The organism is Citrobacter sp. R56, assembly GCF_016811995.1.
In the GTDB taxonomy this organism is placed as follows: Bacteria; Pseudomonadota; Gammaproteobacteria; order Enterobacterales; family Enterobacteriaceae; genus Citrobacter_D; species Citrobacter_D enshiensis.
The window spans coordinates 2379736-2405182 of record NZ_CP069159.1 but is presented as its reverse complement, the minus strand read 5'-3'; the positions used below and the strand labels follow the sequence as shown (position 1 = coordinate 2405182).

General features: G+C 50.7%; 22 protein-coding genes and 2 pseudogenes. 13 read left to right on the top strand and 11 right to left on the bottom strand.

Annotated features, from left to right (window positions below; all coding sequences use genetic code 11):
• Positions 1–13 precede the first annotated feature (13 nt).
• The 3 genes from dmsD to JM656_RS11430 all read right to left on the bottom strand — a co-directional run bounded on the left by dmsD (position 14) and on the right by JM656_RS11430 (position 3737).
• Entirely contained in the window at positions 14–628 is a 615-nt protein-coding gene (gene dmsD, locus JM656_RS11440) for a Tat proofreading chaperone DmsD (RefSeq protein ID WP_203357898.1), read from the bottom strand.
• Between the two features lie 210 nt (positions 629–838).
• Complete coding sequence (gene ynfE, locus JM656_RS11435) at positions 839–3277, bottom strand: selenate/tellurate reductase subunit YnfE (RefSeq protein WP_203357897.1); 2439 nt, start codon at positions 3275–3277, stop codon at positions 839–841.
• A gap of 154 nt (positions 3278–3431) precedes the next feature.
• Positions 3432–3737, bottom strand: coding sequence for a DUF1161 domain-containing protein (locus JM656_RS11430; RefSeq protein ID WP_370552334.1), 306 nt, complete (start codon positions 3735–3737; stop codon positions 3432–3434).
• Between the two features lie 245 nt (positions 3738–3982).
• On the opposite strand from JM656_RS11430, the gene JM656_RS11425 reads away from it, so the two are divergent.
• Together JM656_RS11425 and JM656_RS11420 are read left to right on the top strand one after the other, a co-directional pair.
• Positions 3983–4366, top strand: coding sequence for a cupin domain-containing protein (locus JM656_RS11425; RefSeq protein WP_203357895.1), 384 nt, complete (start codon positions 3983–3985; stop codon positions 4364–4366).
• Positions 4367–4553: 187 nt separating this feature from the next.
• The gene (locus JM656_RS11420) at positions 4554–5228 is read left to right on the top strand and encodes a YnfC family lipoprotein (protein WP_238929243.1); all 675 of its coding nucleotides are present in this window, start codon (positions 4554–4556) and stop codon (positions 5226–5228) included.
• An 8-nt stretch (positions 5229–5236) separates the two neighbouring features.
• Here JM656_RS11420 and speG read toward each other — a convergent pair whose 3' ends face one another.
• Both speG and JM656_RS11410 read right to left on the bottom strand, forming a co-directional pair.
• Positions 5237–5797 carry a spermidine N1-acetyltransferase gene (gene speG, locus JM656_RS11415; protein WP_203357893.1) on the bottom strand — a complete coding sequence of 187 codons (561 nt, stop codon included), beginning with the start codon at positions 5795–5797 and terminating at the stop codon, positions 5237–5239.
• Between the two features lie 33 nt (positions 5798–5830).
• A complete protein-coding gene (locus JM656_RS11410; RefSeq protein ID WP_192612160.1) occupies positions 5831–6172 on the bottom strand; it encodes a DUF1283 family protein in 342 nt (113 codons plus the stop codon).
• A gap of 154 nt (positions 6173–6326) precedes the next feature.
• Between JM656_RS11410 and JM656_RS11405 the strand changes: the two genes are divergently transcribed.
• From JM656_RS11405 to JM656_RS11385, 5 genes are all read left to right on the top strand, one after another.
• Positions 6327–6653 (top strand): YnfA family protein, encoded by a 327-nt coding sequence (locus JM656_RS11405; RefSeq protein ID WP_203357892.1) that lies wholly within the window; start codon positions 6327–6329, stop codon positions 6651–6653.
• 107 nt (positions 6654–6760) lie between these two features.
• Positions 6761–7975, top strand: a complete 1215-nt coding sequence (rspA, locus tag JM656_RS11400; protein ID WP_203357891.1) for a starvation-sensing protein RspA — start codon at positions 6761–6763, stop codon at positions 7973–7975.
• Between the two features lie 33 nt (positions 7976–8008).
• A complete protein-coding gene (gene uxaC, locus JM656_RS11395) occupies positions 8009–9415 on the top strand; it encodes a glucuronate isomerase (protein WP_203357890.1) in 1407 nt (468 codons plus the stop codon).
• Positions 9416–9437: 22 nt separating this feature from the next.
• Positions 9438–10982, top strand: coding sequence for an MFS transporter (locus tag JM656_RS11390; RefSeq protein ID WP_203357889.1), 1545 nt, complete (start codon positions 9438–9440; stop codon positions 10980–10982).
• A gap of 150 nt (positions 10983–11132) precedes the next feature.
• Positions 11133–12599: a mannitol dehydrogenase family protein gene (locus JM656_RS11385; protein ID WP_203357888.1), complete on the top strand. Its 1467-nt coding sequence runs from the start codon at positions 11133–11135 to the stop codon at positions 12597–12599.
• A gap of 103 nt (positions 12600–12702) precedes the next feature.
• Here JM656_RS11385 and ydfZ read toward each other — a convergent pair whose 3' ends face one another.
• The 3 genes from ydfZ to ydfG all read right to left on the bottom strand — a co-directional run bounded on the left by ydfZ (position 12703) and on the right by ydfG (position 14613).
• The gene (ydfZ, locus tag JM656_RS11380; protein ID WP_203357887.1) at positions 12703–12906 is read right to left on the bottom strand and encodes a putative selenium delivery protein YdfZ; all 204 of its coding nucleotides are present in this window, start codon (positions 12904–12906) and stop codon (positions 12703–12705) included.
• Positions 12907–13093: 187 nt separating this feature from the next.
• Positions 13094–13780 carry a GntR family transcriptional regulator gene (locus tag JM656_RS11375; protein ID WP_203357886.1) on the bottom strand — a complete coding sequence of 229 codons (687 nt, stop codon included), beginning with the start codon at positions 13778–13780 and terminating at the stop codon, positions 13094–13096.
• Positions 13781–13866: 86 nt separating this feature from the next.
• Positions 13867–14613, bottom strand: a complete 747-nt coding sequence (ydfG, locus tag JM656_RS11370; RefSeq protein ID WP_203357885.1) for a bifunctional NADP-dependent 3-hydroxy acid dehydrogenase/3-hydroxypropionate dehydrogenase YdfG — start codon at positions 14611–14613, stop codon at positions 13867–13869.
• A 137-nt stretch (positions 14614–14750) separates the two neighbouring features.
• Here ydfG and dcp point away from each other — a divergent pair, with 137 nt between their 5' ends.
• Positions 14751–16796, top strand: a complete 2046-nt coding sequence (gene dcp, locus JM656_RS11365; RefSeq protein WP_203357884.1) for a peptidyl-dipeptidase Dcp — start codon at positions 14751–14753, stop codon at positions 16794–16796.
• Positions 16797–16856: 60 nt separating this feature from the next.
• Here dcp and JM656_RS11360 read toward each other — a convergent pair whose 3' ends face one another.
• A complete protein-coding gene (locus JM656_RS11360) occupies positions 16857–17741 on the bottom strand; it encodes a DMT family transporter (RefSeq protein WP_203357883.1) in 885 nt (294 codons plus the stop codon).
• A gap of 104 nt (positions 17742–17845) precedes the next feature.
• Between JM656_RS11360 and JM656_RS11355 the strand changes: the two genes are divergently transcribed.
• The 5 genes and pseudogenes from JM656_RS11355 (at position 17846) to JM656_RS11335 (ending at position 23581) form a co-directional block, all read left to right on the top strand.
• Positions 17846–19180: a PLP-dependent aminotransferase family protein gene (locus JM656_RS11355; protein WP_203357882.1), complete on the top strand. Its 1335-nt coding sequence runs from the start codon at positions 17846–17848 to the stop codon at positions 19178–19180.
• A 554-nt stretch (positions 19181–19734) separates the two neighbouring features.
• Positions 19735–19939: pseudogene (locus JM656_RS11350) on the top strand (IS6 family transposase); the annotation flags it as partial.
• 326 nt (positions 19940–20265) lie between these two features.
• Positions 20266–21948: a DUF1302 domain-containing protein gene (locus JM656_RS11345; RefSeq protein ID WP_203357881.1), complete on the top strand. Its 1683-nt coding sequence runs from the start codon at positions 20266–20268 to the stop codon at positions 21946–21948.
• A gap of 66 nt (positions 21949–22014) precedes the next feature.
• Positions 22015–22260, top strand: a pseudogene (locus JM656_RS11340) (M3 family metallopeptidase); the annotation flags it as partial.
• A 382-nt stretch (positions 22261–22642) separates the two neighbouring features.
• Positions 22643–23581 (top strand): diguanylate cyclase, encoded by a 939-nt coding sequence (locus JM656_RS11335; RefSeq protein WP_203361279.1) that lies wholly within the window; start codon positions 22643–22645, stop codon positions 23579–23581.
• Between the two features lie 235 nt (positions 23582–23816).
• Here JM656_RS11335 and mgtS read toward each other — a convergent pair whose 3' ends face one another.
• Both mgtS and ydeE read right to left on the bottom strand, forming a co-directional pair.
• Positions 23817–23912: a protein MgtS gene (mgtS, locus tag JM656_RS11330; protein ID WP_000901367.1), complete on the bottom strand. Its 96-nt coding sequence runs from the start codon at positions 23910–23912 to the stop codon at positions 23817–23819.
• A 273-nt stretch (positions 23913–24185) separates the two neighbouring features.
• Positions 24186–25373 carry an efflux MFS transporter YdeE gene (gene ydeE / locus JM656_RS11325; RefSeq protein WP_203357880.1) on the bottom strand — a complete coding sequence of 396 codons (1188 nt, stop codon included), beginning with the start codon at positions 25371–25373 and terminating at the stop codon, positions 24186–24188.
• Positions 25374–25447 lie beyond the last annotated feature (74 nt).

Genomic DNA, 25447 nt, shown 5'->3' with positions numbered 1-25447 from the left:
TTTCCTGGCAAATTTACCGGAACAGCGGTTTTACCGCGACGGGGATCAACAACTGTGACTGCCAACTGGCTAACGTATGCTGCGCCAGTTCGCCTAATGCCTGGTAAAATGGATGGTTGGCATTCTCAATGAAAACTTCCAGAAAACGGCTCGACCAGGGCAGCAGATGCCAGGCCAGAAGCTGTTCGCATTCCGTGTGGCGGTCATTCTCAGCGAGCCATGCGGCCAGCAGCAGAAGGGAGCCAAAATGATCTTCGGGTTCATTTTGCTGCATCTCAAACTGGATGCCGTTGTCTCGCATCCACTGGCGTAACGCCAGCGTGGAGTCGCCAAAAAGCACGCTTTCTCTGTCTAACCAGACGGAACCCCAGGGCGGTGAAGGCAGCGCCCACGGACCAACGAATAATCTCTGCCAGGCCTCAGACAGCGATTCATCGCACTCAGCCTGAAAAGAGGTCACCAGCGGCGTTAGCAGCGTCTGCGAAAGCGGCCACTGCGCCTGCCAGCTCTCAGTGGTTAATGCGTGGACCAGCGGGGTGGCTTCGCTACTTTCGGGGGCGTAGTAAAACAGGGCACCAAGCACCCGCGCCGCCATCGAGAATTCGTTAGATTGTGAAAATGAGGTCATGCAAAAATATCCTGAAAGGTGCGAGTTTCCCGCACGAGTTTATTAACCTGTAACTGCCATACCGGGCATCCTGAATCGTGTGGGCCAGTAACCGCAGTTTAGCCAGGGTTTTGCAGCATTTTAGCGGGAATCGCCCGCCACGACCAGAATTTGCCCCCGACAGAAACCAAACGCGCCGCTGAAACGCCAGCGGCGACGCAGTGACAGGGCTCAGACTTTCTCGATTTCCACCAGATTGGTGTGCTGTGGATTCCCTTTTGCCAGCGGTGAAGGGCGGTGCGTGGTCAGCGTGTTGACACAAGCGCCATGGTCAACTTTATCGCCTGACATATCGGCGTCATGCCAGGCACCCTGGCCCATGGCGCTTACGCCAGGCAGAATGCGCGGCGTAACCTTCGCGGGAATACGAAGTTCACCACGGTCATTAAATACGCGCACCATATCGCCGTTGGCGATGCCGCGTTTTTGGGCGTCTATCGGATTGATCCAGACCTCTTGTCGGCAGGCTGCTTTCAGAACGTCAATGTTTCCGTAGCTGGAGTGCGTTCTGGATTTATAATGAAAACCAAAGAGTTGAAGTGGGAATATGCTCCGTTTAGGGTCGTCCCACCCCTCGAACGTGGAGGCATAAATCGGCAGAGGGCTGATGACATCGCCTTTTTCCAGCTCCCAGGTGTTAGCAATGGTTGCCAGCCTGCTGGAGTAGATTTCGATTTTTCCCGACGGGGTTTTGAGCGGGTTCGCCAGTGGATCTTCGCGGAATTTTTTATAGGCGACGTAATGACCATTCGGGTCTTTACGTTTATAAATGCCCATTTTCCTTAAGTCGTCATAGGCGGGAAGTGCCGGATCTTTTTCCAGCATTTTGGCATACAAATAGTGCAGCCACTGCTCCTGTGTCCGTCCTTCGGTGAACCGCTGGTGAATATCCGGGCCAAGGCGTTTTGCCACTTCGCTCATAATCCAGTAAATCGGCTTACGTTCAAATTTAGGCGCAGTGGTCGGCTGGATAAAAATTAAATACCCCATATTCCCGGCCGATTCGTTGGGAATAATATCTTCCTGCTCGACGGTCATCAGGTCGGGTAGCAGGATATCGGCATACTTTGCCGAAGAGGTCATGAAGTTTTCGATCACGACGATCATTTCGCATTTCGATTCATCCTGCAAAATCTCGTGCGTTTTATTGATATCCGAGTGTTGGTTGGTGATGGTGTTGCCGGCATAGTTCCAGATAAATTTAATCGGCACGTCCAGCTTATCTTTACCACGAACGCCATCACGTATGGCCGTCATCTCCGGGCCGCGGACGATGGCGTCTGTCCAGCTAAAACAGGAAATTTGCGTTTTAACCGGATTTTTCGGCAGCGGCATGCGCTCAATCGTGATGGTGTACGTGGATTCGCGCGCACCGCTGTTGCCCCCGTGGATCCCCACGTTGCCGGTCAGAATCGGCAGCATGGCAATCGCGCGTGAGGTTAACTCGCCATTCGCCTGGCGCTGTGGCCCCCATCCCTGGCAAATATAGGCCGGTTTGGCGGTGCCAATTTCACGGGCGAGTTTCACAATGCGATCGACCGGGATGCCGGTAATGTGCGATGCCCACTGTGGCGTTTTGGCGGTGGCGTCTTCCCCCTGACCCAGAATGTAGGCTTTGTAATGCCCGTTGGCTGGCGCGTCAGCGGGGAGTGTTTTTTCATCGTAGCCGACGCAACAGGTGTCGAGAAAAGGCTGATCGACAAGATTTTCAGTGATCAACACCCAGGCGATTCCCGCAACCAGCGCCGCGTCTGTACCCGGCCGGATGGGGATCCACTCATCTTCACGACCCGCTGCGGTATCGGTGTAACGGGGATCAATGACGATCATCCTGGCATTCGAGCGTTCCCTGGCTTGTTCAAGGAAATAGGTAACACCGCCGCCGCTCATCCGGGTTTCAGCAGGGTTATTGCCAAACATCACCACCAGTTTGGTGTTTTCAATATCTGAGGTACTGTTGCCGTCATTTGAACCGTAGGTATAAGGCATGGCAGCGGCGATTTGCGCCGTGCTGTAAGTGCCATAGTGGCTGAGAAAACCGCCATAACAGTTCATCAGGCGGGCCACCAGCGAGGCATAAGGCGAGGAGCGTGTAATATTGCCGCCGACGATGCCGGAGGAGTAATTGATATACACGGCCTCATTACCGTATTTGTCTACGGTGTTTTTGAGGCTATGGCTAATAGTATCAAGCGCCTCTTGCCAACTGATCCGCTCAAACTTTCCTTCACCTCGTTTGCCCACGCGTTTCATTGGGTAATTGAGGCGGTCCGGGTGATTAATACGTCGACGAATAGAGCGTCCGCGCAAACAGGCGCGTACCTGATGATCGCCGTAAATGTCGTCGCCCGTGTTGTCGGTTTCAACCCGCCAGACTTCATTGTCCCTGACGTGAAGGCGCAGAGCGCAACGACTGCCGCAGTTAACTGAGCAGGCGCCCCAGACGACTTTATCGTCCTCCGGCTGCATTGCTTTTTGCACAGCTGCCGCCGCAGTACGAACTCCGAAGGGTAAAGAGAGGCCACCTGCGGCGAGCGCCAGTGAGCCAATGGCTGTGGATTTCACCAACGTTCTGCGGCTAATGCCTCCATGTTGCTCAACTCTGGACATCACTCACTCCATTATCGCAATCGTTATATAAATTGTTTTATATGGGAATTAGTACCCTGCTAATGATGCAATGAGTTTACCCTTGTGTAATGAAGGGGTATTAATCCACGTCAATATAAGGGATGCCCTCCGGGAGCGGAGGGCGAAAGGGGGATCACTGCGGTTCGACGGTGTGCCCATCCTGAGCAGGAGTGCTATTTGCAGGGGCGTTTCCGCTACTTGTACGGGTATAGAGGATTTTGTGGGTGTCGTTTGCACAATGCCCCACAACCTGCGAATCAGGCTGATCGGCCTGATCGTTCGGCACGATGTTTAAGGTAAAACTCGATTCTGCCACCCCGTTGTTGATGATCCGCTGCTCAATATCGCTTTTGACTCTTTCGCACGATTCCGGTGCAGCCATGACCCACGGGGACGCGGTCACCAGTAATAAGACGGCAATTCCTCTGGTTAGGTTCATCATTCACTCCTTCTGTAGAAAACGATAAATAAAGCATAGCATTTGTAGTATACCCCTCTGCATTTGAACGCAACCCATTGAAGGTTCTTAAAAATAACGCCGCTTCCCCAAATATCGCCAAAACGATACCGCCCGTGTGCCCCCAGACTTATTGCGACGAGTTGCCCTGATCGCGAACAAAAAACAACCGCCGTTGGTATACTTTGAGAGCGACCATGCGCGTATTCAATCTAAGGAGGTGCGCAATGGACATAGCAGAAGTGAAATCATTCGGTACGCCAGACGAAGTTCGCGAGTTTCCGAATGGACGACTGGAACTCCTGAATATCGGGGGAGCGATAGTCGGTCGTGCGGTGCTGGAGCTAGGTTGGCGATGGTCGACCTCCGTGCAGCCCATCGCGGGAACGAAGAGTTGTGAAGCACCTCATTTTCAGTATCACGTTGCCGGGGTGCTGCGGGTAAAAATGGACGATGGTTCTGAATTCGATTGTCTGCCCGGTAATTTGTCACGCATTCCCCCCGGCCACGATGCCTGGGTGGTGGGGGATGAACCGGTGGTCATTGTTGACTTCCAGGGAATGGTCGACTGGGCCAGGCATAAAGAGGGCGGCTGTACTGACTCGCCATAATGCAAAAAAGACCTGTACGATGATCATCATTCATCATCGTGTAGAGGGCCCATTCTTCGGCGTGGGCCTTTTCTTTGTGGACAAAACTATGGTGTAACCCTCTGTATTTGCTAATATGATTGAGAATCTTCCCTGTAACGCGGTGAATAATGTGACGAACAAGGCGCTCCTGAGTTTTCTGTGTGTGATGCTTGCTGGATGTGACAACGCAACAAGTCTGGTTTCGTACACGCCGGAAATGGCCAGCTTTTCCAATGAATTTGATTTTGATCCGTTACGTGGCCCGGTCAAAGATTTCAGCCAGACGTTAATGAATGATAAAGGCGAAGTGGCGAAACGGGTCAGCGGCACGTTATCGCAGGAAGGCTGCTTTGATACGCTTGAACTTCACGATGTGGAAAACAATACCGGCCTGGCATTAGTGCTTGACGCCAATTTTTATCGAGATGCCGAAACGCTGGAAAAAAGGGTGCGCTTGCAGGGGAAATGCCAACTGGCGGAATTGCCTTCGGCAGGGGTTGTCTGGGATACCGATGATAACGGTTTCGTCGTTAGCGCAGCGGGTAAAGAGATGAACGTACAGTACCGCTACGACGCCGATGGATATCCGTTGGGTAAGACCACGGTCACCAAAGACAATAAATTGTCGGTCAATTCTAAACCGTCTGCGGACCCGCTAAAAAAAATGGATTATACCGCCGTGACTCTGCTTAACGACCGGCCCGTGGGGAATGTGAAGCAAACCTGCGAATATGACGCCCACGCCAACCCGGTCAACTGCCAGCTTATTATTGTCGATGAAAGCGCTAAACCAGCAGTTGAACGGAGTTACACCATTAAAAATACCATTGAGTATTACTAAACCGCAGTTTACTGCGCGGTGGGTTTTAGCAGGTTAGACGTTGGCGTTTTGTGTTGCGCCAAATACTGCTGCTGGAAGATACACATCCGAATGGTATTGCGGTATTCGCCGTTGATAAAAAACTCATGAATTAATTCACCTTCTATCATAAATCCTAATTTGCGATAGATGTGAATCGCTTTCTCGTTTTCTTTATCGACGATCAAGTACAGCTTGTAGAGGTTGAGCACGGTAAAACCGTAATCCATCGCCAGTTTTGCTGCGCGAGAGGCCAGACCTTTCCCCTGATAATCCGGAGAAATAATGATCTGGAATTCGGCCCGGCGATGCACATGGTTAATTTCGACCAGTTCAACCAGACCGACTTTCTCGCCGTTGCATTCCACGACAAAGCGGCGCTCGCTCTGGTCATGAATGTGTTTGTCATACAGATCTGACAGCTCGACAAAGGCTTCATAGGGTTCTTCAAACCAATAACGCATCACGCTGGCGTTATTATCGAGCTGGTGTACAAAGCGTAAATCTTCGCGCTCAAGCGGGCGTAGTTTGACACTCTGGGCGCTTGTCATACGATATCCTTACATTCCTTCGTGAACTTTTATTTAAGGTGCAACAGTGCGACCGGTGCGACGATCCAGGCAGCGAAGGGTATTCGGTTCCCAGTACGCGTTGATATTCGCGCTTTGTTCACATTTATCGCGCTTATCAAACGCCGCGTCAGCTTTGTCCCACTCTTTTTCTGTGCGTGTATTCACTTTATTGCGCAGCTTACGCGTGTCGTTCCACTGCTCTTTTTCCATCGCGGCCTGCTGACGGCTTTGTGCGCTGTCACCGGATTCAATCACCAGTTTGCTGGTTTCTGCCATTGCACAAGTGGTGTACATGACGGCACCCAGCGTAAGCATTGCCGTCAGGCACAGGCGTTTGCTAAGTGTTTTGTTCATTGTCAGTTCCTTTAAATGAATGGGCTAAAAGCAAATTAATGCGTCCAAATTCTACACTATTTCGGCGCGCAGGGCATACCCGCCTTAAGGGCATGGATACGCTGAGGATATTCTGACGTATCATGGTTAAATCAACGGTCACTCAATATCCATAATGTTAAAAATCACGCTACTCTTTTTTGTCACCGCGCTCTGCGAAATTATCGGCTGCTTTTTACCCTGGCTCTGGCTTAAGCGGGGCGCAACGGCCTGGTTGCTGGTCCCGGCGGGCGTTTCACTGGCGCTGTTTGTCTGGTTGCTGACATTGCATCCGGCGGCCAGCGGACGAGTCTATGCGGCCTATGGCGGTGTCTATGTTTGCACGGCCTTGCTGTGGCTGCGTTTTGTCGACGGCGTAAAGCTCAGTGTCTATGACTGGTCAGGCGCAGCGGTCGCGCTCTGTGGCATGTTGATCATCGTGGCAGGCTGGGGGCGCGTTTAAGCGTCCCATTTTGTGACGAATGAGCGATTTTTTGATCGCTATACTTGTATGGTAGTAGCTCAGTCCGGTAAATTCCCTGCATCACACAAGAGATGTAAGGAATAAAAATGAAGATTGTAGGGGCTGAAGTCTTTGTCACCTGTCCGGGACGTAACTTTGTTACGCTGAAGATTACGACGGAAGACGGTATTACCGGTCTTGGCGACGCCACGCTGAATGGCCGTGAGTTGTCGGTCGCATCGTATCTGAAAGATCATCTTTGCCCTCAACTGATTGGCCGTGACGCGCACCGCATCGAAGATATCTGGCAGTTCTTTTACAAAGGCGCCTACTGGCGTCGTGGCCCGGTCACGATGTCGGCCATCTCTGCTGTTGATATGGCGCTGTGGGACATCAAAGCGAAAGCCGCCAACATGCCGCTGTATCAGTTACTGGGAGGTGCTTCTCGAGAAGGCGTGATGGTGTATTGCCACACTACCGGTCATACGGTCGACGATGTGCTGGAAGATTATGCGCGTCATAAAGAGATGGGGTTTAAAGCGATCCGCGTGCAGTGCGGTGTACCGGGTATGAAAACCACCTACGGCATGGCGAAGGGGAAAGGGCTGGCTTACGAGCCTGCGACAAAAGGGCAGTGGCCGGAAGAGCAACTGTGGTCAACTGAGAAATACCTCGACTTTACCCCCAAACTGTTTGAAGCCGTGCGCAGCAAATTTGGTTTTGATGAGCACTTACTGCACGACATGCATCACCGCCTGACGCCCATCGAAGCGGCGCGTTTTGGTAAGAGCATTGAAGATCACCGCCTGTTCTGGATGGAAGATCCCACACCTGCGGAGAACCAGGAATGTTTCCGCCTGATCCGCCAGCATACGGTCACGCCTATCGCGGTCGGCGAAGTCTTTAACAGCATCTGGGATTGTAAGCAGCTGATTGAAGAGCAACTGATCGACTACATTCGCACCACGATTACACACGCGGGCGGCATTACTGGCATGCGGCGTATTGCTGATTTTGCCTCACTGTATCAGGTTCGTACCGGTTCACATGGTCCATCCGATCTCTCACCGGTTTGTATGGCAGCTGCGCTGCACTTTGACCTGTGGGTGCCGAATTTCGGGGTTCAGGAATACATGGGATATTCCGAGCAAATGCTGGAAGTTTTCCCGCATAACTGGACGTTTGACAACGGTTATATGCACCCTGGCGATAAACCGGGTCTGGGTATTGAGTTTGATGAAAAACTGGCGGCGAAATATCCCTACGAACCGGCCTATTTGCCTGTAGCACGTCTGGAAGATGGCACTTTGTGGAACTGGTAATTTAAGCGAATTAGTTAATACAGGATATTAAACATGGACTTCATTAATGATCGCTTTATGATCGACAATGAAGTCGGTGCTCGGTTGTATCAAGACGTCGCAAAAGATCTGCCGATCATCGATTATCATTGCCATCTTGAAGCAAAAGATATTTACGAAAATAAAAGCGTTGAAGATATTACCCAGCTTTGGCTTGCTGGCGACCATTATAAATGGCGTGCGATGCGGGCAAATGGCATAGATGAGCGTTTTATTACCGGTGATGCAAGTGCTGAAGAGAAATTCCAGGCATGGGCCGAAACAGTAGAAGCTGCTTTTGGTAATCCACTTTATCACTGGACTCATCTGGAACTGAGTAAATATTTTGACTGCAATGTGAACCTCGATAGCCAGAACTGGCGTGAAGTGATGGAACATTGTAATCGGGTTATTAAACAAAACAATTTTAAACCACGTTATTTAATGGAGTATTCAAACGTAGAGGCTATTTGTACAACCGATGCGCCGCTGGATTCTCTCGAGTATCATCGATTATTAAAACAGGATAAAACCTTTTCTATTAAGGTTCTACCGACATTTCGCCCGGATGATGTGTTTAATGAAAACGCAATTGAGTTTGCACATTTTATTACGCAACTTTCTCATCTTACGGATGTTGGGATAGACTCGTTCGGAAGTTTTGCCGAGGCCATTGGCAAACGTATTGACTGGTTTCATGTGAACGGCTGTCGTATTTCCGATCATGGTCCGGTCAGTATTGATTATCAGGCAAGTGAACCGGAACATGTGAATCTCCTTTTTTCACGGAAGGCGGGAGGCGTGCTCCTGACGGGGGCAGAAGAAGCGCAGCTCAATAGCGCGATTTTTGTCATGCTTGCCGGGCACTACAAGGCCAGAGACTGGGGGATGCAGATTCACTTTGGTGCGATCCGTAATAATAACAGTCAAAAGCGTCAGCAATTGGGCATTAATACGGGTTTTGATTCGATTAACGATCAGTCTTCTCTGGCGTCATCTCTCAATCAGTTGCTGGATGCAATGGCAAAGGCAAACGCGTTGCCGAAAACGATCCTTTATAACCTCAATGCGACCTATAACGATGTGGTTGCGACGACTATCGCTAATTTCCAGAGTGCGGAATACGGCGTTAATTCGCCAATGCAGTTTGGTTCCGGTTGGTGGTTTAATGATACGCGACGCGGGATGGAGAATCAGTTAAATAGCCTGGCCGATCAGGGATTACTGATGCATTTCATCGGTATGTTGACGGACTCACGTAGTTTTGTTTCCTATACCCGGCACGACTATTTTCGCAGAATACTCTGCAATCTTATCGGCGGATGGGTCGAAAAAGGTGAGGTGCCGAATAACCAACAAATCCTGACGCGAATGATTAGAAATATTTGCCACGATAATGCCAATAATTATTTTAAATTCTGAGACGTTTTGTTGAGGATAGAACATGACTCGTACCAATAGAAAAATAACGATTCCAACCAGTATCGGCTATGGCATGACCGATATCATGGGAGGCGGCGCATTTACGGTTATTGGCGCATGGCTCCTTTTTTTCTATACCACTTTTGTTGGTCTGTCGCCAGTTGAGGCTGCATCAATAGTGGCGATCGCAAGGATAGTCGATGCGATTGTTAGCTTATTTATGGGCTCTTTTACTGACCACTTTTATAAAAATGCGCTGGGTAAAAAATTTGGCAGAAGACGTTTCTTCTTGCTCATTGGCGCGCCATTAATGCTGGTTTATATTTTACTGTGGGTGACTGGAATGAATTTCTGGTTCTACCTTTCAGTATACCTGGCGTTTGAAATTATCGCTGCGATGGTCCTGATCCCGTGGGAAACATTGCCTTCGGAAATGACAAAGGATTTTAACGGACGGACGAAGCTTTCCACCTGTCGTATGTTTCTTTCTGCAACCGGGACTTTTCTCGCGACCTTCATTCCGGGGTTGTTGATCGGTCATTTCGGGGAACATGACCCGAATGCCTATTTTATCAACGGCGTGGTCTTTGCTGTGATGTTTATGGTCTGCGTATTTATTTCCTGGAAAGTGACATGGGAACGTGAGTTAACGCCGGAAATGCAGGCAGAACTTGAGCGCAGTAGTCAACCCACTACACTTGCGGAAAAGGTGGCGATGGTAGGACGACTGTTCAAAGAATATGCCTCAACGTTAAAAGTGCGTGCGTTCAGAAAACATCTGGCCATTTACCTTTTTTCCTTTACCGCGAAAGATGTCTACAACACCGTCTTTGTCTTTTTCTGTGTTTACTGCCTGAACGTTTCTTCAGCACTGGCAGGGACATTGTTGTCAATGAGCATCGTTGGATTACCCGTCACACTTCTGGCAGGGGTCGCGATCATTAAATACGGTCCATCACGGCTTTATGTTTTTGCCTACACATTGATGATGCTGTGTCTCATCGGCCTCTTTATGGTGTACCAGTTCCCGGGGGATAACAAAGTCACATTGCTGGTGGTTCTTGCTGCGGTGTATCAGGTGGGGCGTTGCGTGCTGGAGTTCACGCCATGGAACGTCTTCCCGTTCATTCCGGACATTGATGAAATGATCACCCGCCAACGTCGTGAAGGTCTGTTTGCGGCAGTGATGACCTTCTCCCGTAAGACGACAGTTGCTATCGCGACCTTCATCGTGGGGTTGATGTTGCAGAGTGGCGGATTTGTGAAGGGGAGTCAGGTTCAGCCTGAACAAGCCGTTAATACCATTGCTACGCTGCTGTTTGCAGGGACTGCGGGGCTGTTAATTCTGGCGCTGTGGCAGGCGGTAACCTTCCATCTGAATAAACGAACCCACAAAATTTTTGTCGATGAAGTTGATCGTTTAAAAGCCCACGGTGCGAAGCAGGATGTGGACCCTGAAACCCGCCGCATTGTCGAAGACCTGACGGGGTATTCTTATGACGCGCTGTGGTGCGAAACGGATAAGACGGCTGTCAAGAAAACGCACTCAACCATCACGATGAGTTAATAAAAGACATCCCTGGCGTGAGTCAGGGATGTCAGATAACTTCAAAACGATGTCATACCAATTGCTAAAAGCTTAATTCAAATCAAAACATACAACCATACAGGCGTTACTCTGAGACGGTCCTGATTTCATTAAAAAGTAGGTCATACAATGCAAAACAAGCTCTTAACGGCAAAGGCTGCGCTTCCGGAATACGATCGTACCAAACTGGTGCCGCGTATTGTTCATCTGGGATTTGGTGCGTTTCACCGTGCGCATCAGGGAGTCTACACCGATATTCTGGCAGCAGAGCACAACAGTGACTGGGGATATTGTGAAGTCAATCTGATCGGCGGGGAGCAGCAGATTGCCGACCTGAAACAACAAGATAACCTGTATACCGTGGCAGAAATGTCGGCAGATGCGTGGACGGCAAGAGTTGTCGGCGTGGTGAAAACTGCTCTTCATGCCCAGGTTGATGGTCTGGACGCTGTACTGGCCGCGATGTGCGAGCCGCAGGTTGCCATTGTTTCCCTGACGATTACTGAGAAAGGGTATTGTCATTCTCCGGCGACAGGGCAACTGATGCTGGATCACCCAATGATCGCCGCCGATCTGCAAAACCCACAGCAGCCTAAATCCGCAGCGGGGGTTATCGTTGAAGCGCTGGCGCGCCGTAAAGCGGCAGGTTTGCCTGCATTTACCGTGATGTCCTGCGATAACATGCCTGAGAACGGTCATGTAATGCGTAATGTGGTGACCGCGTATGCCGGTGCCGTTAATGCCGAACTGGCGCAGTGGATTGAACAAAACGTCACGTTCCCTTCCACGATGGTTGACCGAATCGTGCCTGCCGTCACTCCTGATACGCTGGACAAAATTGAACAGTTAACCGGTGTTCGCGACCCTGCGGGTGTAGCGTGTGAGCCGTTCCGTCAGTGGGTGATCGAAGACAACTTTGCAGCAGGGCGTCCGGAATGGGAAAAAGCCGGTGCCGAACTGGTTGCCGATGTCATCCCGTTTGAAGAGATGAAGCTGCGCATGCTCAACGGTAGCCACTCTTTCCTGGCATACCTTGGCTATCTGGCCGGTTATCAGCATATCAATGATTGTATGGGAGACGAAAATTACCGTCTCGCAGCGCGTGCGTTGATGCTGCAGGAACAGGCGCCGACCCTGAAAGTGACAGGGGTCGATCTCAAACGTTACGCCGACTTACTGATTGAACGCTACAGCAACCCGGCGCTGCGTCACCGGACCTGGCAGATTGCGATGGACGGAAGTCAAAAACTGCCTCAGCGTATGCTGGACTCTGTGCGCTGGCATCTGGCGCATAACAGCAGCTTTGATTTACTGGCGCTGGGTATTGCAGGATGGATGCGCTATGTCGGGGGGGGGGACGAGCAGGGCAATGCGATTGAGGTCAACGATCCGCTGCTTCCTGTTATTCAGAAAGCGGTTCAGGCGAGTCAGGAAGGTGAAAGCCGCGTTCAGGCGTTGCTGGGCATTGACGCGATCTTCGGCAATGAGCTGCCGCATGAAGGTCTGTTTACCCGTAAAGTGACTGACGCGTATCTGTCTTTGTTGGCTGATGGCGCGAAAGCGACCGTGGCAACGTACGTCGCGAAACTGAAATAACCGTACTGAAATTGTCGAAATGTGTTGGATGTAGCCGGGAATAGCGATGTCGCTTCCCGGCAGTAACATCATCGTTATGCCGCCAGGGGCGGCATTGACACCCTTAGTTCATGCCGAGACGAATCAGTTCGATGGGCGCAAACTTACCCTCACAACCTTCAACTTGCACGGTTTTCCCGCGACGGATCTGTGCTGCATCAAGGCCATCGGTGTCAATTGAGGTAATTTTCCCCGTATGTCCTGTGCCGCTAATCATGACCCGACTGCCAGTGGTGATTGCGTTACGGTTACGATCGTATGTCATCATGGTGTTTTCTCCTTTCTAACTTACCGTCAAAGCCCGCGGGCTTTTAGTCCCACGTAACGGGCGTCATATAAATACGCCTCTTGCGAAGGATTTTTTTTGTTTTTGATCAAGCTCACGGCTTTTTGGGTAAGAATGTGCAGGGAGAAAAACGAGAGAGAACTCACCCCATGAGGGGTGAGGGGGAAAATTATTCTTCGCTAAACCAGTCGCTGTTTTCCTGGCGAATAAGCTGTACGGATTCACCGATTTCCTGCAGGTGGACGGTCATCGCACGTTCAACGGCATCAGCGTCATGCTTCTCGAGCGCAGCAAAAATATCGTGATGTTGTCTGAGCAGCATCTCAGGCGGCGACACGTGATCCAGGCTCATATAGCGCACACGGTCAATGGTCGCTTTAATATTCTCAATGGTGTCCCAGGCCAGTTGGCAATCGGCGATGGTCGCCAGTTTCTGGTGAAACTCATCATCAAGCTGGAAGAAGTCATTAAGCTGTTTACGGTCAATCGCAATACGCTGCTGGTGCAGGTTCTGTTCCAACTGATAACACTGGCTGTCTGTCATCATTGATGCAGCGCGACGAGCAACCGCACACTCTATCGCCTGACGGACAAAACACCCATTCTGCACCTGCGACAACGAAATTTTGTTCACATAGCTACCGCGCTGTGGACGGATCTGGATCAGTCCATTTTCCGCCAGCTTGATAAACGCTTCTCGCACGGGCTGGCGCGAAACATTAAAGCGTACAGAAACTTCTTTTTCAGAAAGCGGTGTGCCAGGTGCAATCAGGCAATGCACGATGTCACGACGAAGAATACGGTATATTTGCTGATTTACCGGCTGTGTAGGGTTGAGTTGCGTTTCGACGGTCATGTGCTCTTACTTTTTAGAGAGTTAACCCGGTTATTCTACCATTTATTTGCCGTGGGCTATACCCGGCCAGAGGCCGGGTAACGTAATTAGTTTCGATGAACGCTCAGTCCGGCAAAGGATTGTGTTACGGGCATCATTTCCAGGGTATTGATATTCACGTGAGCGGGTAATGTGGCCACCCACCATACCGCTTCGGTCACATCTTCTGGCGTTAATGCCGTTGTGTTTTCATAGGCTTTGCCTGCTTTCGCATCGTCACCTTTGAAGCGAACGTTTGAGAACTCGGTTCCACCGACCAGCCCCGGTTCAATATCCGTGACGCGAACCGCGGTACCGTGTAAATCGGTGCGCAAATTTAGGCTGAACTGACGAACAAACGCCTTGGTGGCACCGTAGACATTGCCACCCGCGTACGGCCAGTTGCCCGCCGTGGAGCCAATGTTGATGATATGGCCATGATTACGCTCAACCATGCCCGGCAGCACGGCGCGAGTCATATAAATCAGGCCCTTATTGTTGGTATCGATCATGGTTTCCCAGTCGTCAACGTTGGCTTTATGCGCAGGTTCAAGCCCGAGAGCCAGCCCGGCGTTGTTGACCAGAATATCTATGTTGCGCCAGTTGGCAGGGAGCGAGGCCAGCATTTGTTCAATGGCTGCGCGATTGCGCACATCCAGTTGTGCCGTTAGCAGGTTCTCTCCCAGCTCATCTTTTAACTCCTGAAGGCGTTCCTGGCGGCGGCCTGTGGCAATCACTTTATGACCATTCGCAATAAAACGACGTGTAATGCACTCACCAAAGCCTGCCGTTGCACCGGTAACTAAAACGATCATCTCACTGTTCCTCAACGCTTTTTGTGTTGTACTACCATAGCACGCGATATCTGTTAGGGGGTAATCCTGGTTAACGAGATTGCGGTCATTTCCAGGGAGGCCTACTCTATTCAAGAAATCGTTTTCGGGAGTGAAAGATGTCGTTAACAAATCCATTCTTAAGTAACAGTGTGTTGCCGTATCAGGCCCCGCGTTTTGATCTGATTGAAGACCGCCATTACCGTCCCGCCTTTGATGAAGGAATGCGGCAAAAACGCGCAGAAATCGATGCGATTGTACGCAACCCCGAGGCTGCGGATTTTTCCAATACCTGCATAGCGCTGGAGCAAAGCGGAGTGTTACTGACGCGCGTCACCAGCGTATTTTTCGCCATGACGGCGGCGCATACCAACGATGAATTGCAGCGTCTTGATGAGGCGTTTTCCGGCGAACTCGCCGCGCTGGCGAATGATATCTATCTCAATAGCGCCCTGTTTGCGCGCGTGGACGCCGTCTGGCAGCAGCGTCAAACGCTGAAACTGGATGCAGAATCCTTACGGCTGGTGGAGGTGATTCATCAGCGCTTCGTCCTGTCCGGGGCGCAACTTAGTGATGCCGATAAGGACAAACTGAAACGGCTGAACACCGAGTCAGCGACGCTAACCAGTCAGTTTAACCAGCGATTGCTGGCGGCGAACAAATCGGGTGGACTGGTGGTGGATGCGGCTCACTCGCTGGAAGGTTTAAGTGCCGAAGAGATTGCCCTCGCCGCACAAGCCGCCACAGAGAAAGGGCTTTCGGCGCGTTGGTTAATTCCGTTGCTTAACACCACGCAACAACCGGCGCTCGCCGCGCTGTGCGACCGACAGACGCGGGAAAATCTCTTCAAGGCGGCATGGCACCGGGCAGAAAAAAATGATGCCAATGACACGCGCGCCATTGTGTTGCGTCTGGTGGAAATTCGTACTCAGCAGGCAAAACTACTGGGCTTTGCCCATTATGCGGCGTGGAAAATTGCCGATCAGATGGCGAAAACGCCCGAGGCCGCACTGGCGTTTATGCGGGCTATTGTTCCCGCTGCGCGTCAGCGTGCGCTTGATGAACAGGCTGAGATCCAGAAAATCATTGATCAACAGCAGGGTGGATTCACGGTGCAACCGTGGGACTGGGCGTTCTATGCCGAGCAGGTACGGCGCGAGAAATTCGCGCTGGATGAAACGCAGCTCAGGCCGTACTTCGCTTTAGACACGGTTCTGAACGAAGGCGTTTTCTGGGCGGCAAACCAGCTGTTTGGCATCAAATTTATTGAGCGTTTTGATATCCCGGTTTACCACCCTGATGTTCGCGTCTGGGAAATATTCGACAGTGACGGCGTCGGACTGGCGTTATTTTACGGTGATTTCTTCGCGCGTGAGTCAAAAAGCGGCGGCGCCTGGATGGGTAACTTCGTCGAACAGTCCACGCTCAACGAAACCAGACCGGTCATTTACAATGTCTGTAACTACCAAAAACCGTCCGCAGGACAACCGGCGTTATTGCTCTGGGATGATGTGATCACGCTGTTCCATGAGTTCGGACATACGTTGCATGGGCTATTTGCGACCCAGCGTTACGCGACGCTTTCCGGGACCAATACGCCACGTGACTTTGTTGAGTTCCCGTCGCAGATCAACGAACACTGGGCGAGCCATCCTGCTGTTTTTGCGCGTTACGCCCGGCATGTTGAAACGGGGGAAAAAATGCCTGATGCGCTGCAAGACAAAATGCGCAAGGCGAGCCTGTTCAACAAAGGCTATGACATGACAGAGTTACTGAGCGCCGCTTTACTGGATATGCGCTGGCATACCTTGTCGGCGGACGACTCTGTACCCGGCGTGGACAGTTTTGAACCGCAGGCGTTAGCGGCGGAGGAGATAGATCTTCACGCCGTCCCGCCGCGATACCGCAGCAGTTATTTCGCCCATATTTTTGGCGGCGGTTATGCGGCAGGGTATTACGCCTATCTGTGGACGCAAATGCTGGCAGATGATGGCTATCAGTGGTTTGTCGAGCATGGCGGATTAACGCGTGAAAATGGCCAGCGCTTCCGGGAGGTGATTTTGTCACGGGGCAATAGCACTGATTTAGCTCAACTTTATCGCCAGTGGTGCGGCCACGATCCGCGAATCGAACCGATGTTGTTGAACCGTGGGTTAAACGGATAAGGCATTTTATTGCCTGAAAAAGAGCCGGGTGCGATGCCCGGTTTTCCATCATGACGTTCGTTATCGGGCAAATTGACGGGAAGCGATAACGCACAGAATGACACCCAGCGTTATGAATAGCATAAGAGGACTGACGGTTTCATTAAGGAGGGTGGCTGACAGACCAAGACCAAAGAAGGGCTGTAGAAGCTGTAGTTGACCGACAGCAGCAATACCACCAATCGCCAGCCCTTTGTACCAGAAAATAAAACCTATCAACATACTGAAAAGAGAGACATATCCCAACGCAATCCAGGCTGAAGTGCCTATGCCACTGAAGGTATCAGGTATCGTAAAAAGGGATGCCGTCAGCATAAAAGGCAGCGAAAGAATCAATGCCCAACTGATAACCTGCCATCCCCCCAGAACGCGAGTCAGTTTTGCGCCTTCAGCGTACCCCAGACCGCAGGCAACTACGGCAGCAAGCATCAGAAGATCATCCGTCACTGAGCCAGACGCGTTCTTTGAGAGTGCAAAGCCAATAACGAGCAGGCTGCCGATGACCGAGAAGATCCAGAATGCCGGTCTGGGACGCTCACCACCACGCAAAACCCCAAAGATAGCGGTCATAAGAGGCAGAAGCCCTAAAAATACAATGGAATGCGCTGAGGTTACATGTTTCAGTGCCATCGCGGTCAGTAGAGGGAATCCAATGACAACGGTGAGTGACACAATGAGCAGCGGCGCAATTTGCGAGGCATGTGGGCGTCTTTCTCGTAAACCGAAAATCAGCATTATTGCCAGCATGCCGGCAATGGATGCTCGCAGGAACGTAAGAAATAGTGGGTCGAAATTAAGTACGGCAACACGCGTGGCCGGCAGCGAACCACTGAAAATCACAACGCCCAGCAAACCATTTAGCCAGCCCGAAACCGAACCCGTTTTATGTATCACTGAATTAACCATAGTTTCCTCACTTTATACATTTTGCCCACATTCTTGAGCGTTCGTGAGGCGGATGGTAATCTCGCCAATCTGATACAATCAAATAATTGTCATGGATACATTTGGTGAAAGCACGTTATAAAGCCATTGTGGATAGATTTGCGAATATGATTCGAAACGGGGATATTTCGGGCGGTACCCGTTTGATGACGCACAGGGAACTCTCGGCGCAGGAACACATCTCCCTGGCTACGGCAACGAGGGTATATAGCGAACTGGAAGCAATGGGTCTGGTCAGCGGGGAAACTGGTCGAGGAACGTTTGTTAGAGAAATTTCACTGCCATATGGCCACGGCGTTGATCAACATGCTGTGGCGACGGACGTTCTTGACCTCAACTTCAACTATCCGTCTTTACCCGGCCAGGGGGAGCTGTTGCGTGACGCGCTCAGACAGGTATCTGCGGTCGGCGATCTTGAATCGCATCTGCGCTATCAACCTCATGCAGGCAGGCTGTCTGAACGCGAGATTATCGTAGGTCATCTTTCATGCCACGGGTTTCAGCCCACAGCAGACAATGTAGTCATCGTTAATGGCGCGCAGCATGGTCTGACCGTGACGGTAATGGGGCTGTTAAGACCAGGAGATGTTGTGGCAGTGGATGCACTCACCTATCCGGGATTTAAAGCGCTGGCCGAACTGTACCATCTTGAGCTTCTCGCTATACCCTATCATGCCAATGGCCCAGATCTGACCGCCCTAAGGCAGCTTTGCCAGAAACGACATGTACGGGCGGTTTATACTATGCCGACTCTGCATAACCCCCTGGGTTGGGTGCTTACTCAAAACCAACGCACAGAACTGGTCAAAATAGCCCGCACCCACGACCTGATCATTATTGAGGATGCGGCCTACGCGTATCTGATAAGCAGGACACCACCACCGATTGCGTTTTTTGCCCCTGAGCGTACCGTGTATGTCACGGGTTTTTCGAAGAATGTGGCGACAGGCCTTAGAGTGGGTGCGGTTATCTGCCCCGAAGTATACAAGCCTGCTCTGGAGAGGGCGGTTCGCGCGACAACCTGGAATACGCCTTCAGTAATGACTACCCTGGTATGTAACTGGATTCAGGATGGAACAGTGGCTCGTTTCGAAAAACTCAAAAGACGTGACGCACGCCAGCGGCAATCTGTGCTGAGGGAAACCTTAGGTCATATCCCTTGTATAACACATCCGGTGTCGTACTTTGCCTGGCTTCCTCTTCCGGACGAATCACGCGCGGATCGGGTCGTAAAAGATCTGATGAACAGCAATATTTCGGTTTCTGCGGCCGACCCTTTCTGTACCTCGTCCACGACGCCTCAGGCTATAAGAATCGCACTTGGCTCGGTGATCATTCCTAATTTGCGCCAGGCTCTGGAAAAGATCCGTGATGCCATTGAATTAGAACAGTGCCGTTAGCTATATGGAGATGATGAACATTGATGACAGCTAAACCCTAACCAGGGGGCATAATCAGTATGTCGGAAGATCTCTAAAAGTGAATGGCGCGGATTTCAGGAATACTTACAACTACACATTGAACGTCAAGAACTTTTCAACTGATGACAGTGCAAACGTCATCCGACATGTGGTTCCGCAGCCAGATCCCGCGCACCACGCGGGCTAGAGCCTCTCGGCGGCATCCAACACCTCTTGGTGACATATAAAAGTGCGTACGCGCTTTACTGAATCTTCCGATAAAATCTATCGTCATCGAACAAACCAAACTCGCTCTGATGAGGTTCGGCAGCTGTCATTTCGTGACAGAACCCCCGGTGCGATGCAGCCACAAGAACAAGAAGGCGATCGGCATGACCCCAATGGTTCGTATTGCGGCTCTGACCAACTACCTGGAGGAGGCCCGCTACCTGATCAACGAAGTGCACCTCGAACGGGTTTTGCGCTACATGGAGAACCTGCGCTACTCGCTCAGCCGAATTGCCTGCCCGCCTGGCTATGGGATGCCCAGTTTGTACCGTAATAACTTCATAAAATGCGATCATGGCAAAGTGAAACGGATAATCGGCGTCACGCTGGGATTCAAGTCCACGAAGAGAGCTTACGGCACAATCAAAGGTATTGAGGTGATGCGTGCACTATGCAGAGGCCAGACCTCGCCGTTTTCTTATGGTAATCCCCTGGGTGAGATGTCTGGTAAGCAGAGTCTTTGAAATATAAGGCTTTCAATCACACATAGCTCTACCTCATTGTAAAATTTGCAACAATGCTGCTGGTTCATCAACCAGTACGGCATGTCGCTGGCTGCCTGGCGACGGGAGTATACGGGGGCGGGAATCAGAGTGAGGTTTCGCTGGGGCGGGCTTTTTTAGGCCGGGGAGAATGTCAATTACCAATCGCCAAAATTGCAGAGGTGCGAGACAGAATGCTTGTGATGGGCATGCAGTTATTGTGACGCCAGAGCAATGGAATGCAATCCGGACAGGGTAAATGCGATTTTGCGGGATTTCAAATGCGATTAGCTACATTCAGGCAGGAGAAAAACCATGCAAGAGAAAAACGACACTTTGCACTTCAAGAAGTATCTGCCTGAATTGACCATCGCCGTGGCGACGGCTCTGTTCTCGGTGTCTGCACTGGCATTCGACTTCAATATCGACAACCCGGATCTGAACGTCCACTGGAACAACACCGTAAGGCTCAATTTGGGTAAGCGAATAGGTGGGCAAGATCAGGCTATCACGCACAGCCCCAACAGCAACGATGGAGATCTAAACTTCGGCAAGGGTGCTATGGTTACCGAGCGCCTTAATCTATTAAGCGAACTCCAGTTGGATTACCAAAAGAAGATGGGGTTTCGCGTCAGCGGTTCGGCCTGGTACGACCCGGCCTACAGCAATCCAGAGAGTAATAATAATACTCCGAACACTTTGGTGGACGGTAAGCCGACTGCCGGCGCTCTCAGCCCGTACACTAAACGCTTTGCGGAAGGCCCATCTGGCCAGTTGCTGGAAGCTTACGCCTATCATACTTTCGAGTTCGGCCAGCAGAAACTCAACATCAGTGTGGGTAAAAGCCTGCAGTCATGGGGGAATAGCTTGTTTGCTCCGCTGCATGGAATCAACTACGGCCAGTTTCCGATTGATCTCGGAATGATGTTTGGTTCACCACTCAGCGAGCGTACTGAAATATTTCTCCCACGTAACCAGGTGACTGCTGATTACGTGGTCTCCTCCACCTGGTCGTTCGGCGCAGAATATTTCCTTGACTGGCAGCACGCACGCTTTCCTGAGTCCGGTTCGTACATGGGCATGTATGACCTTGCGTTAGACGGCGGTGAAACAGTATATCTGCCCAACGGTAAGCTCGCTACGCATGGCGATGATGTAACACCAAATAAGGTCGGAGACTTTGGTTTGAATGTGAAGTGGAGCCCTGATTGGTTCGGAGGTACGATGGGGCTGTTCTTCCGCCGCACCGCAGATCAGTTGCCGGATACGGTAGTGTTCAACCAGAAAACCAATCAATACTCCATTACCTATGCGAGCGATATTGACATCTACGGCTTTAGCCTGTCCAAAGACATTGCCGGAGTGAAAGTCGGTCTGGATTTGAGCTACCGCCGAAACATGCCTCTGAATAGCCAGCAAGTCCTCACGGTGTCGCCAGTTAAAGCAGGCACGCCTGGTTTCATCGGCGCGATGCCAAAGGATGGTCAAACCGGTGGGGCGGTTGGCAACACCTTTCATACCGTGTTGAACGGTGTGAATGGAATCGGAAAAACGCCTTTCTTCGATAGCGCTACGGTAGTGGCCGAACTGGCTTGGGACCGCTTACTATCGGTGACCGAGGGATATGCGCAATATCGTGGTAATCCTGCGTACACCGGCATCGATAAGTCTACTCGTGATTTCTTTAGTTTGAACCTGAACTTTATGCCAACCTGGGACCAGGTGTTCCCTGGGATTGACCTGGCAATGCCATTGACATATGCAGTCGGCCTCAAAGGCGAATCTGCCGTCCCACTAGGGGGCAATGCGCACACGGGCAATTATTCTATTGGTCTTAGCGCGATGGTGCAGTCCAGGTATCAGATTGAATTGAAATACACCGATTTCTTCGGCCCATTCGTGACGACACCAAGCGGGACGATCTCCTCGTATGCTGGCCTGACGAGCTTACTTAGTGATCGTGAGACCCTGTGGCTAACCTCCAGGGTCAAGTTCTAAACGACAGACGTGACTCAAGCTGACGTATTTATCCTGCCGCATCCATTCTCGCGCGGCCTTCGGAGCTTCGCCCATATTTTTGGCGGCGGTTATGCGGCAGGGTATTACGCCTATCTCTGGACGCAAATGCTGGCAGATGATGGCTATCAGTGGTTTGTCGAGCATGGCGGATTAACGCGTGAAAATGGCCAGCGTTTTCGGGAAGTGATTTTGTCTCGCGGCAACAGTACGGATTTGGAACAGCTCTATTCGGCGTGGCGAGGGCAGGAACCGCGAATTGATTCGATGCTGCTTCATCGCGGGTTAAGTCAGTCGTTCTTATTCTGCATGATCGGGGTAATACCCGATCATGAATCCTGGTGGTTCCACAAACATATTATTGTTGATATGAATTTTGCAAATATCGAGTAATTGAATAGTGAATGCTTTGCGCGAAAATTGAACTATTCATTTTGCTATATACCTCCTCGTTAATTCGGACTGTCGCGCAAGTAACCAGAACGATGGTGGATATTACCTGGAATTTTTATTACTGGTTTAGGATTATCTACTTTTTTTGTTTAGCTTTTGTTTAAAATCATAGTGTTGTGAATGATCTCATTCTATGGTTGGGTTTCTATGATTAAATTGACAAAAATATGCTTTTCTATCGCTAGACTCTATAACATCAGGGATGTATGAGTGGGGAGGAACGATGATTAGAAAAACCGCCGAAATAGATGTAATTTTACTGAGTCTGAATCAATCTATTGATGCCCACTATAAGTGGCTGGTCAAAATGTTTCGCTGCGTGGCTTCATCTGATATAACTCAGCCAGAAATTACGCATGTTGACTCACATTGTTTGTGCGAGTTTGGGAAATGGTTGAATAATCATCCAGCACGTGACACCGATGAGACGGGATATCTCTATCAGATAAATGCAGCACATACCAAAATGCATGCCAGTGGCCGTGTTTTGCTATTGGCGATTGTCGAAAAAAGATGGCTGCCAGAACATTTTGAGCAATTTCAGGACGCATTGTTAGCGTTTACTGCCGCAGTGACAGACTACAAAATATACCTGCTTAATATCCGGAGCAATATGGATATATTGACGGGATTACCGGGGCGACGTGTTCTGGATGAGTCTTTTGACCGCCAGCTTATTGATGCTAGCCCCTCTCATTTATATCTGTTTTTATTGGATATCGATCGCTTCAAGTCCGTTAATGACACTTATGGTCATCTGGTTGGCGATGTGGTGTTACGGACACTGGCGGCGAATCTCGCGGCGTGGACCAGGCATGACGAAACGGCGTACCGCTACGGTGGTGAAGAATTCATTATCATCATCAGAGCACAGACCGACGACATGGCGTGTCAGGCCGGAATGCGTATCTGCCACTTAATCGCCGAAAACAGCATTCACTACCCCGGTGGTGAGATTAACATCACTGTGACTGGAGGGGTAACCCGGGCGCAACCTGGGGAACCTCTGGATGTGGTGCTGGGGCGCTCGGACCGGGCCATGTATGAGGGTAAACAGACGGGCAGAAATCGCTGCATGTTTATGGATGAGCAGCAAAAAATTACCCGGATTATCCGTCGCGAACCCGTTTATCCGGCATTTACAAAACAGGCTGTTGGCTGACTTAGTTCCGTATTGTTTAACCTTCATTGAGATTGTCAGTGATAAGGTGTATGCGATCCGTTGTCTTCGCAGGGAATTGCCAGATAACGTACAAAGCAAAATACAAATCTATCCATGCAAGCATTGACCGCTGGTTTATCCGGCGGTTTTTTTTGCCCGTTATCCAGGTAAAAAAATGGCCCCTTGTGCTGTGATGCAACAAGGGGCCATATCGGCGCAGCGTTATCTCCGTTCATTAGTCATCCCATTTGTGGCTAAAGTACGCGGCCAGAAAACCAGAAAATAAAATAATTCCCAGTACCGCCATAAAAACGTTCATATTACCCAGCATATGATGTCTCCTGTTTTGGTGTGTTTCCTCGTCTACCTTTATTGCATCTCGTTGACATTAATCTTATCAGCATGAACCTAAACAAAAGATGAATTAGGTGATTATTTCAAATTCAGCGTAAATTTTTTGACTGTACGATGGCGCGAAATATGAAAAAGAGTAACCAAAATGGCGATGCTGGGAGAATTAAGGTGGGTATTAATCAGGCATTCTTTATCAGGAATGATGGCGACATGACCGTGCAAGCACGACGCCTGCACGGTGGTTGATGATTTAACAGGTTGCTGGCTGCTGCCAGGGTTTAACGCGCATGCCTTTGAGCATCATCACCCATGCCAGAGCAATGGCGACAATCAGTACCGCAAACAGCGACCAGGCAGGAAGCGTGGTTAAAATGATGCCGCTGGCTAACGGGTTAAAGGCCGCGCCCAGCCAGCCAAGCGACTGTGCAGAAAAGTAGCTCGCTTTCATTCCTGCTGGGGCAATATTGTCGATCAACATATATTCCCCCGGCGCGTAGATCACTTCACCGAGGGTAAAGACGGCGGCAGAAACGCCCCACAGGATCAGGTTGTTTCCGGAGAACATAAAACCCACCAGCCCAATAATGAAGCACAGAGTGCCTGCTGCCATCAGCGGGCGGATATTCGCGGCACTGAGCCTGCGCCCGAGGGCATATTGCAGGCTGACCACCATGGCGGCGTTCACCGGTAAAACAACGGCGACAACTTTCTCGGCAAAATCACCGTCAGCGACGACCATCACATACTGGGAGATACAGGATGAGAACGCGCCGCCCACGAACGACGCGAGAAACGCGGAGAGGGTAAACCAGAGCAATGCTTTGTCGCGCAGCAGCACCGACGGCGACCATACTGCGGTGTTCATGCTATCGACAGGGGGCATTGACCGGGTTACCCATGTCTGAATAAACACCAACGGGAAGGCCGAACAGACGGCCGCCAGCCAGAAAGGCAGGTTAATGCTTTGCATCACCAGCAGGGTGCCGACCGGCGGCCCAACGGTCCAGCCGATGTTGAGCACGGTATAGTTGAGCGAAAAAATTTTCGTTTTCGCGGTAGCAGAGAGGTTATCGGCAAACCAGGCTTTCAGTACGGTGGCAAAAACGGAATAGGCGCAGTTGATCAGCGCAAACAGCAGTACCACCAGGGTGACGCTATGCACCAGCGGGATCGCGATAAACCCGAAGGCAAACGCGCAAATCGCCACCAGCATGTAGCGTTTTTTATCGAATTTATCCGCCAGAATGCCGAAACCAAGACTGAAGATCACGCCGATGGTCAGCGCCACCGTCATGGCATAGCCAATCAGGTCGACACTCAGCGCATACTGGCGATTCAGATAAATGGTCATGAACGGTAGCGTGGCGCCACGACCAATGGTCAGCAATAGCGATGAGGCGAGTAATGCAAGGGTTGACCGTCTCAGAGTGGTGTTCATTTTCCTGCCCGACAATGCGTGTTGTTTTGTTTTTTTTAACTATCAGGAAGGAATAGCACGGCAAAATTGTGATG

Bases quoted from the DNA above. Each gene is read 5' to 3' on its own strand.
- dmsD (WP_203357898.1), bottom strand. From the start codon at position 628: ATGACCTCATTTTCACAATCTAACGAATTCTCGATGGCGGCGCGGGTG.
- ynfE (WP_203357897.1), bottom strand. From the start codon at position 3,277: ATGTCCAGAGTTGAGCAACATGGAGGCATTAGCCGCAGAACGTTGGTG.
- JM656_RS11430 (WP_370552334.1), bottom strand. From the start codon at position 3,737: ATGAACCTAACCAGAGGAATTGCCGTCTTATTACTGGTGACCGCGTCC.
- JM656_RS11425 (WP_203357895.1), top strand. From the start codon at position 3,983: ATGGACATAGCAGAAGTGAAATCATTCGGTACGCCAGACGAAGTTCGC.
- JM656_RS11420 (WP_238929243.1), top strand. From the start codon at position 4,554: ATGCTTGCTGGATGTGACAACGCAACAAGTCTGGTTTCGTACACGCCG.
- speG (WP_203357893.1), bottom strand. From the start codon at position 5,797: ATGACAAGCGCCCAGAGTGTCAAACTACGCCCGCTTGAGCGCGAAGAT.
- JM656_RS11410 (WP_192612160.1), bottom strand. From the start codon at position 6,172: ATGAACAAAACACTTAGCAAACGCCTGTGCCTGACGGCAATGCTTACG.
- JM656_RS11405 (WP_203357892.1), top strand. From the start codon at position 6,327: ATGTTAAAAATCACGCTACTCTTTTTTGTCACCGCGCTCTGCGAAATT.
- rspA (WP_203357891.1), top strand. From the start codon at position 6,761: ATGAAGATTGTAGGGGCTGAAGTCTTTGTCACCTGTCCGGGACGTAAC.
- uxaC (WP_203357890.1), top strand. From the start codon at position 8,009: ATGGACTTCATTAATGATCGCTTTATGATCGACAATGAAGTCGGTGCT.
- JM656_RS11390 (WP_203357889.1), top strand. From the start codon at position 9,438: ATGACTCGTACCAATAGAAAAATAACGATTCCAACCAGTATCGGCTAT.
- JM656_RS11385 (WP_203357888.1), top strand. From the start codon at position 11,133: ATGCAAAACAAGCTCTTAACGGCAAAGGCTGCGCTTCCGGAATACGAT.
- ydfZ (WP_203357887.1), bottom strand. From the start codon at position 12,906: ATGATGACATACGATCGTAACCGTAACGCAATCACCACTGGCAGTCGG.
- JM656_RS11375 (WP_203357886.1), bottom strand. From the start codon at position 13,780: ATGACCGTCGAAACGCAACTCAACCCTACACAGCCGGTAAATCAGCAA.
- ydfG (WP_203357885.1), bottom strand. From the start codon at position 14,613: ATGATCGTTTTAGTTACCGGTGCAACGGCAGGCTTTGGTGAGTGCATT.
- dcp (WP_203357884.1), top strand. From the start codon at position 14,751: ATGTCGTTAACAAATCCATTCTTAAGTAACAGTGTGTTGCCGTATCAG.
- JM656_RS11360 (WP_203357883.1), bottom strand. From the start codon at position 17,741: ATGGTTAATTCAGTGATACATAAAACGGGTTCGGTTTCGGGCTGGCTA.
- JM656_RS11345 (WP_203357881.1), top strand. From the start codon at position 20,266: ATGCAAGAGAAAAACGACACTTTGCACTTCAAGAAGTATCTGCCTGAA.
- JM656_RS11335 (WP_203361279.1), top strand. From the start codon at position 22,643: ATGATTAGAAAAACCGCCGAAATAGATGTAATTTTACTGAGTCTGAAT.
- mgtS (WP_000901367.1), bottom strand. From the start codon at position 23,912: ATGCTGGGTAATATGAACGTTTTTATGGCGGTACTGGGAATTATTTTA.
- ydeE (WP_203357880.1), bottom strand. From the start codon at position 25,373: ATGAACACCACTCTGAGACGGTCAACCCTTGCATTACTCGCCTCATCG.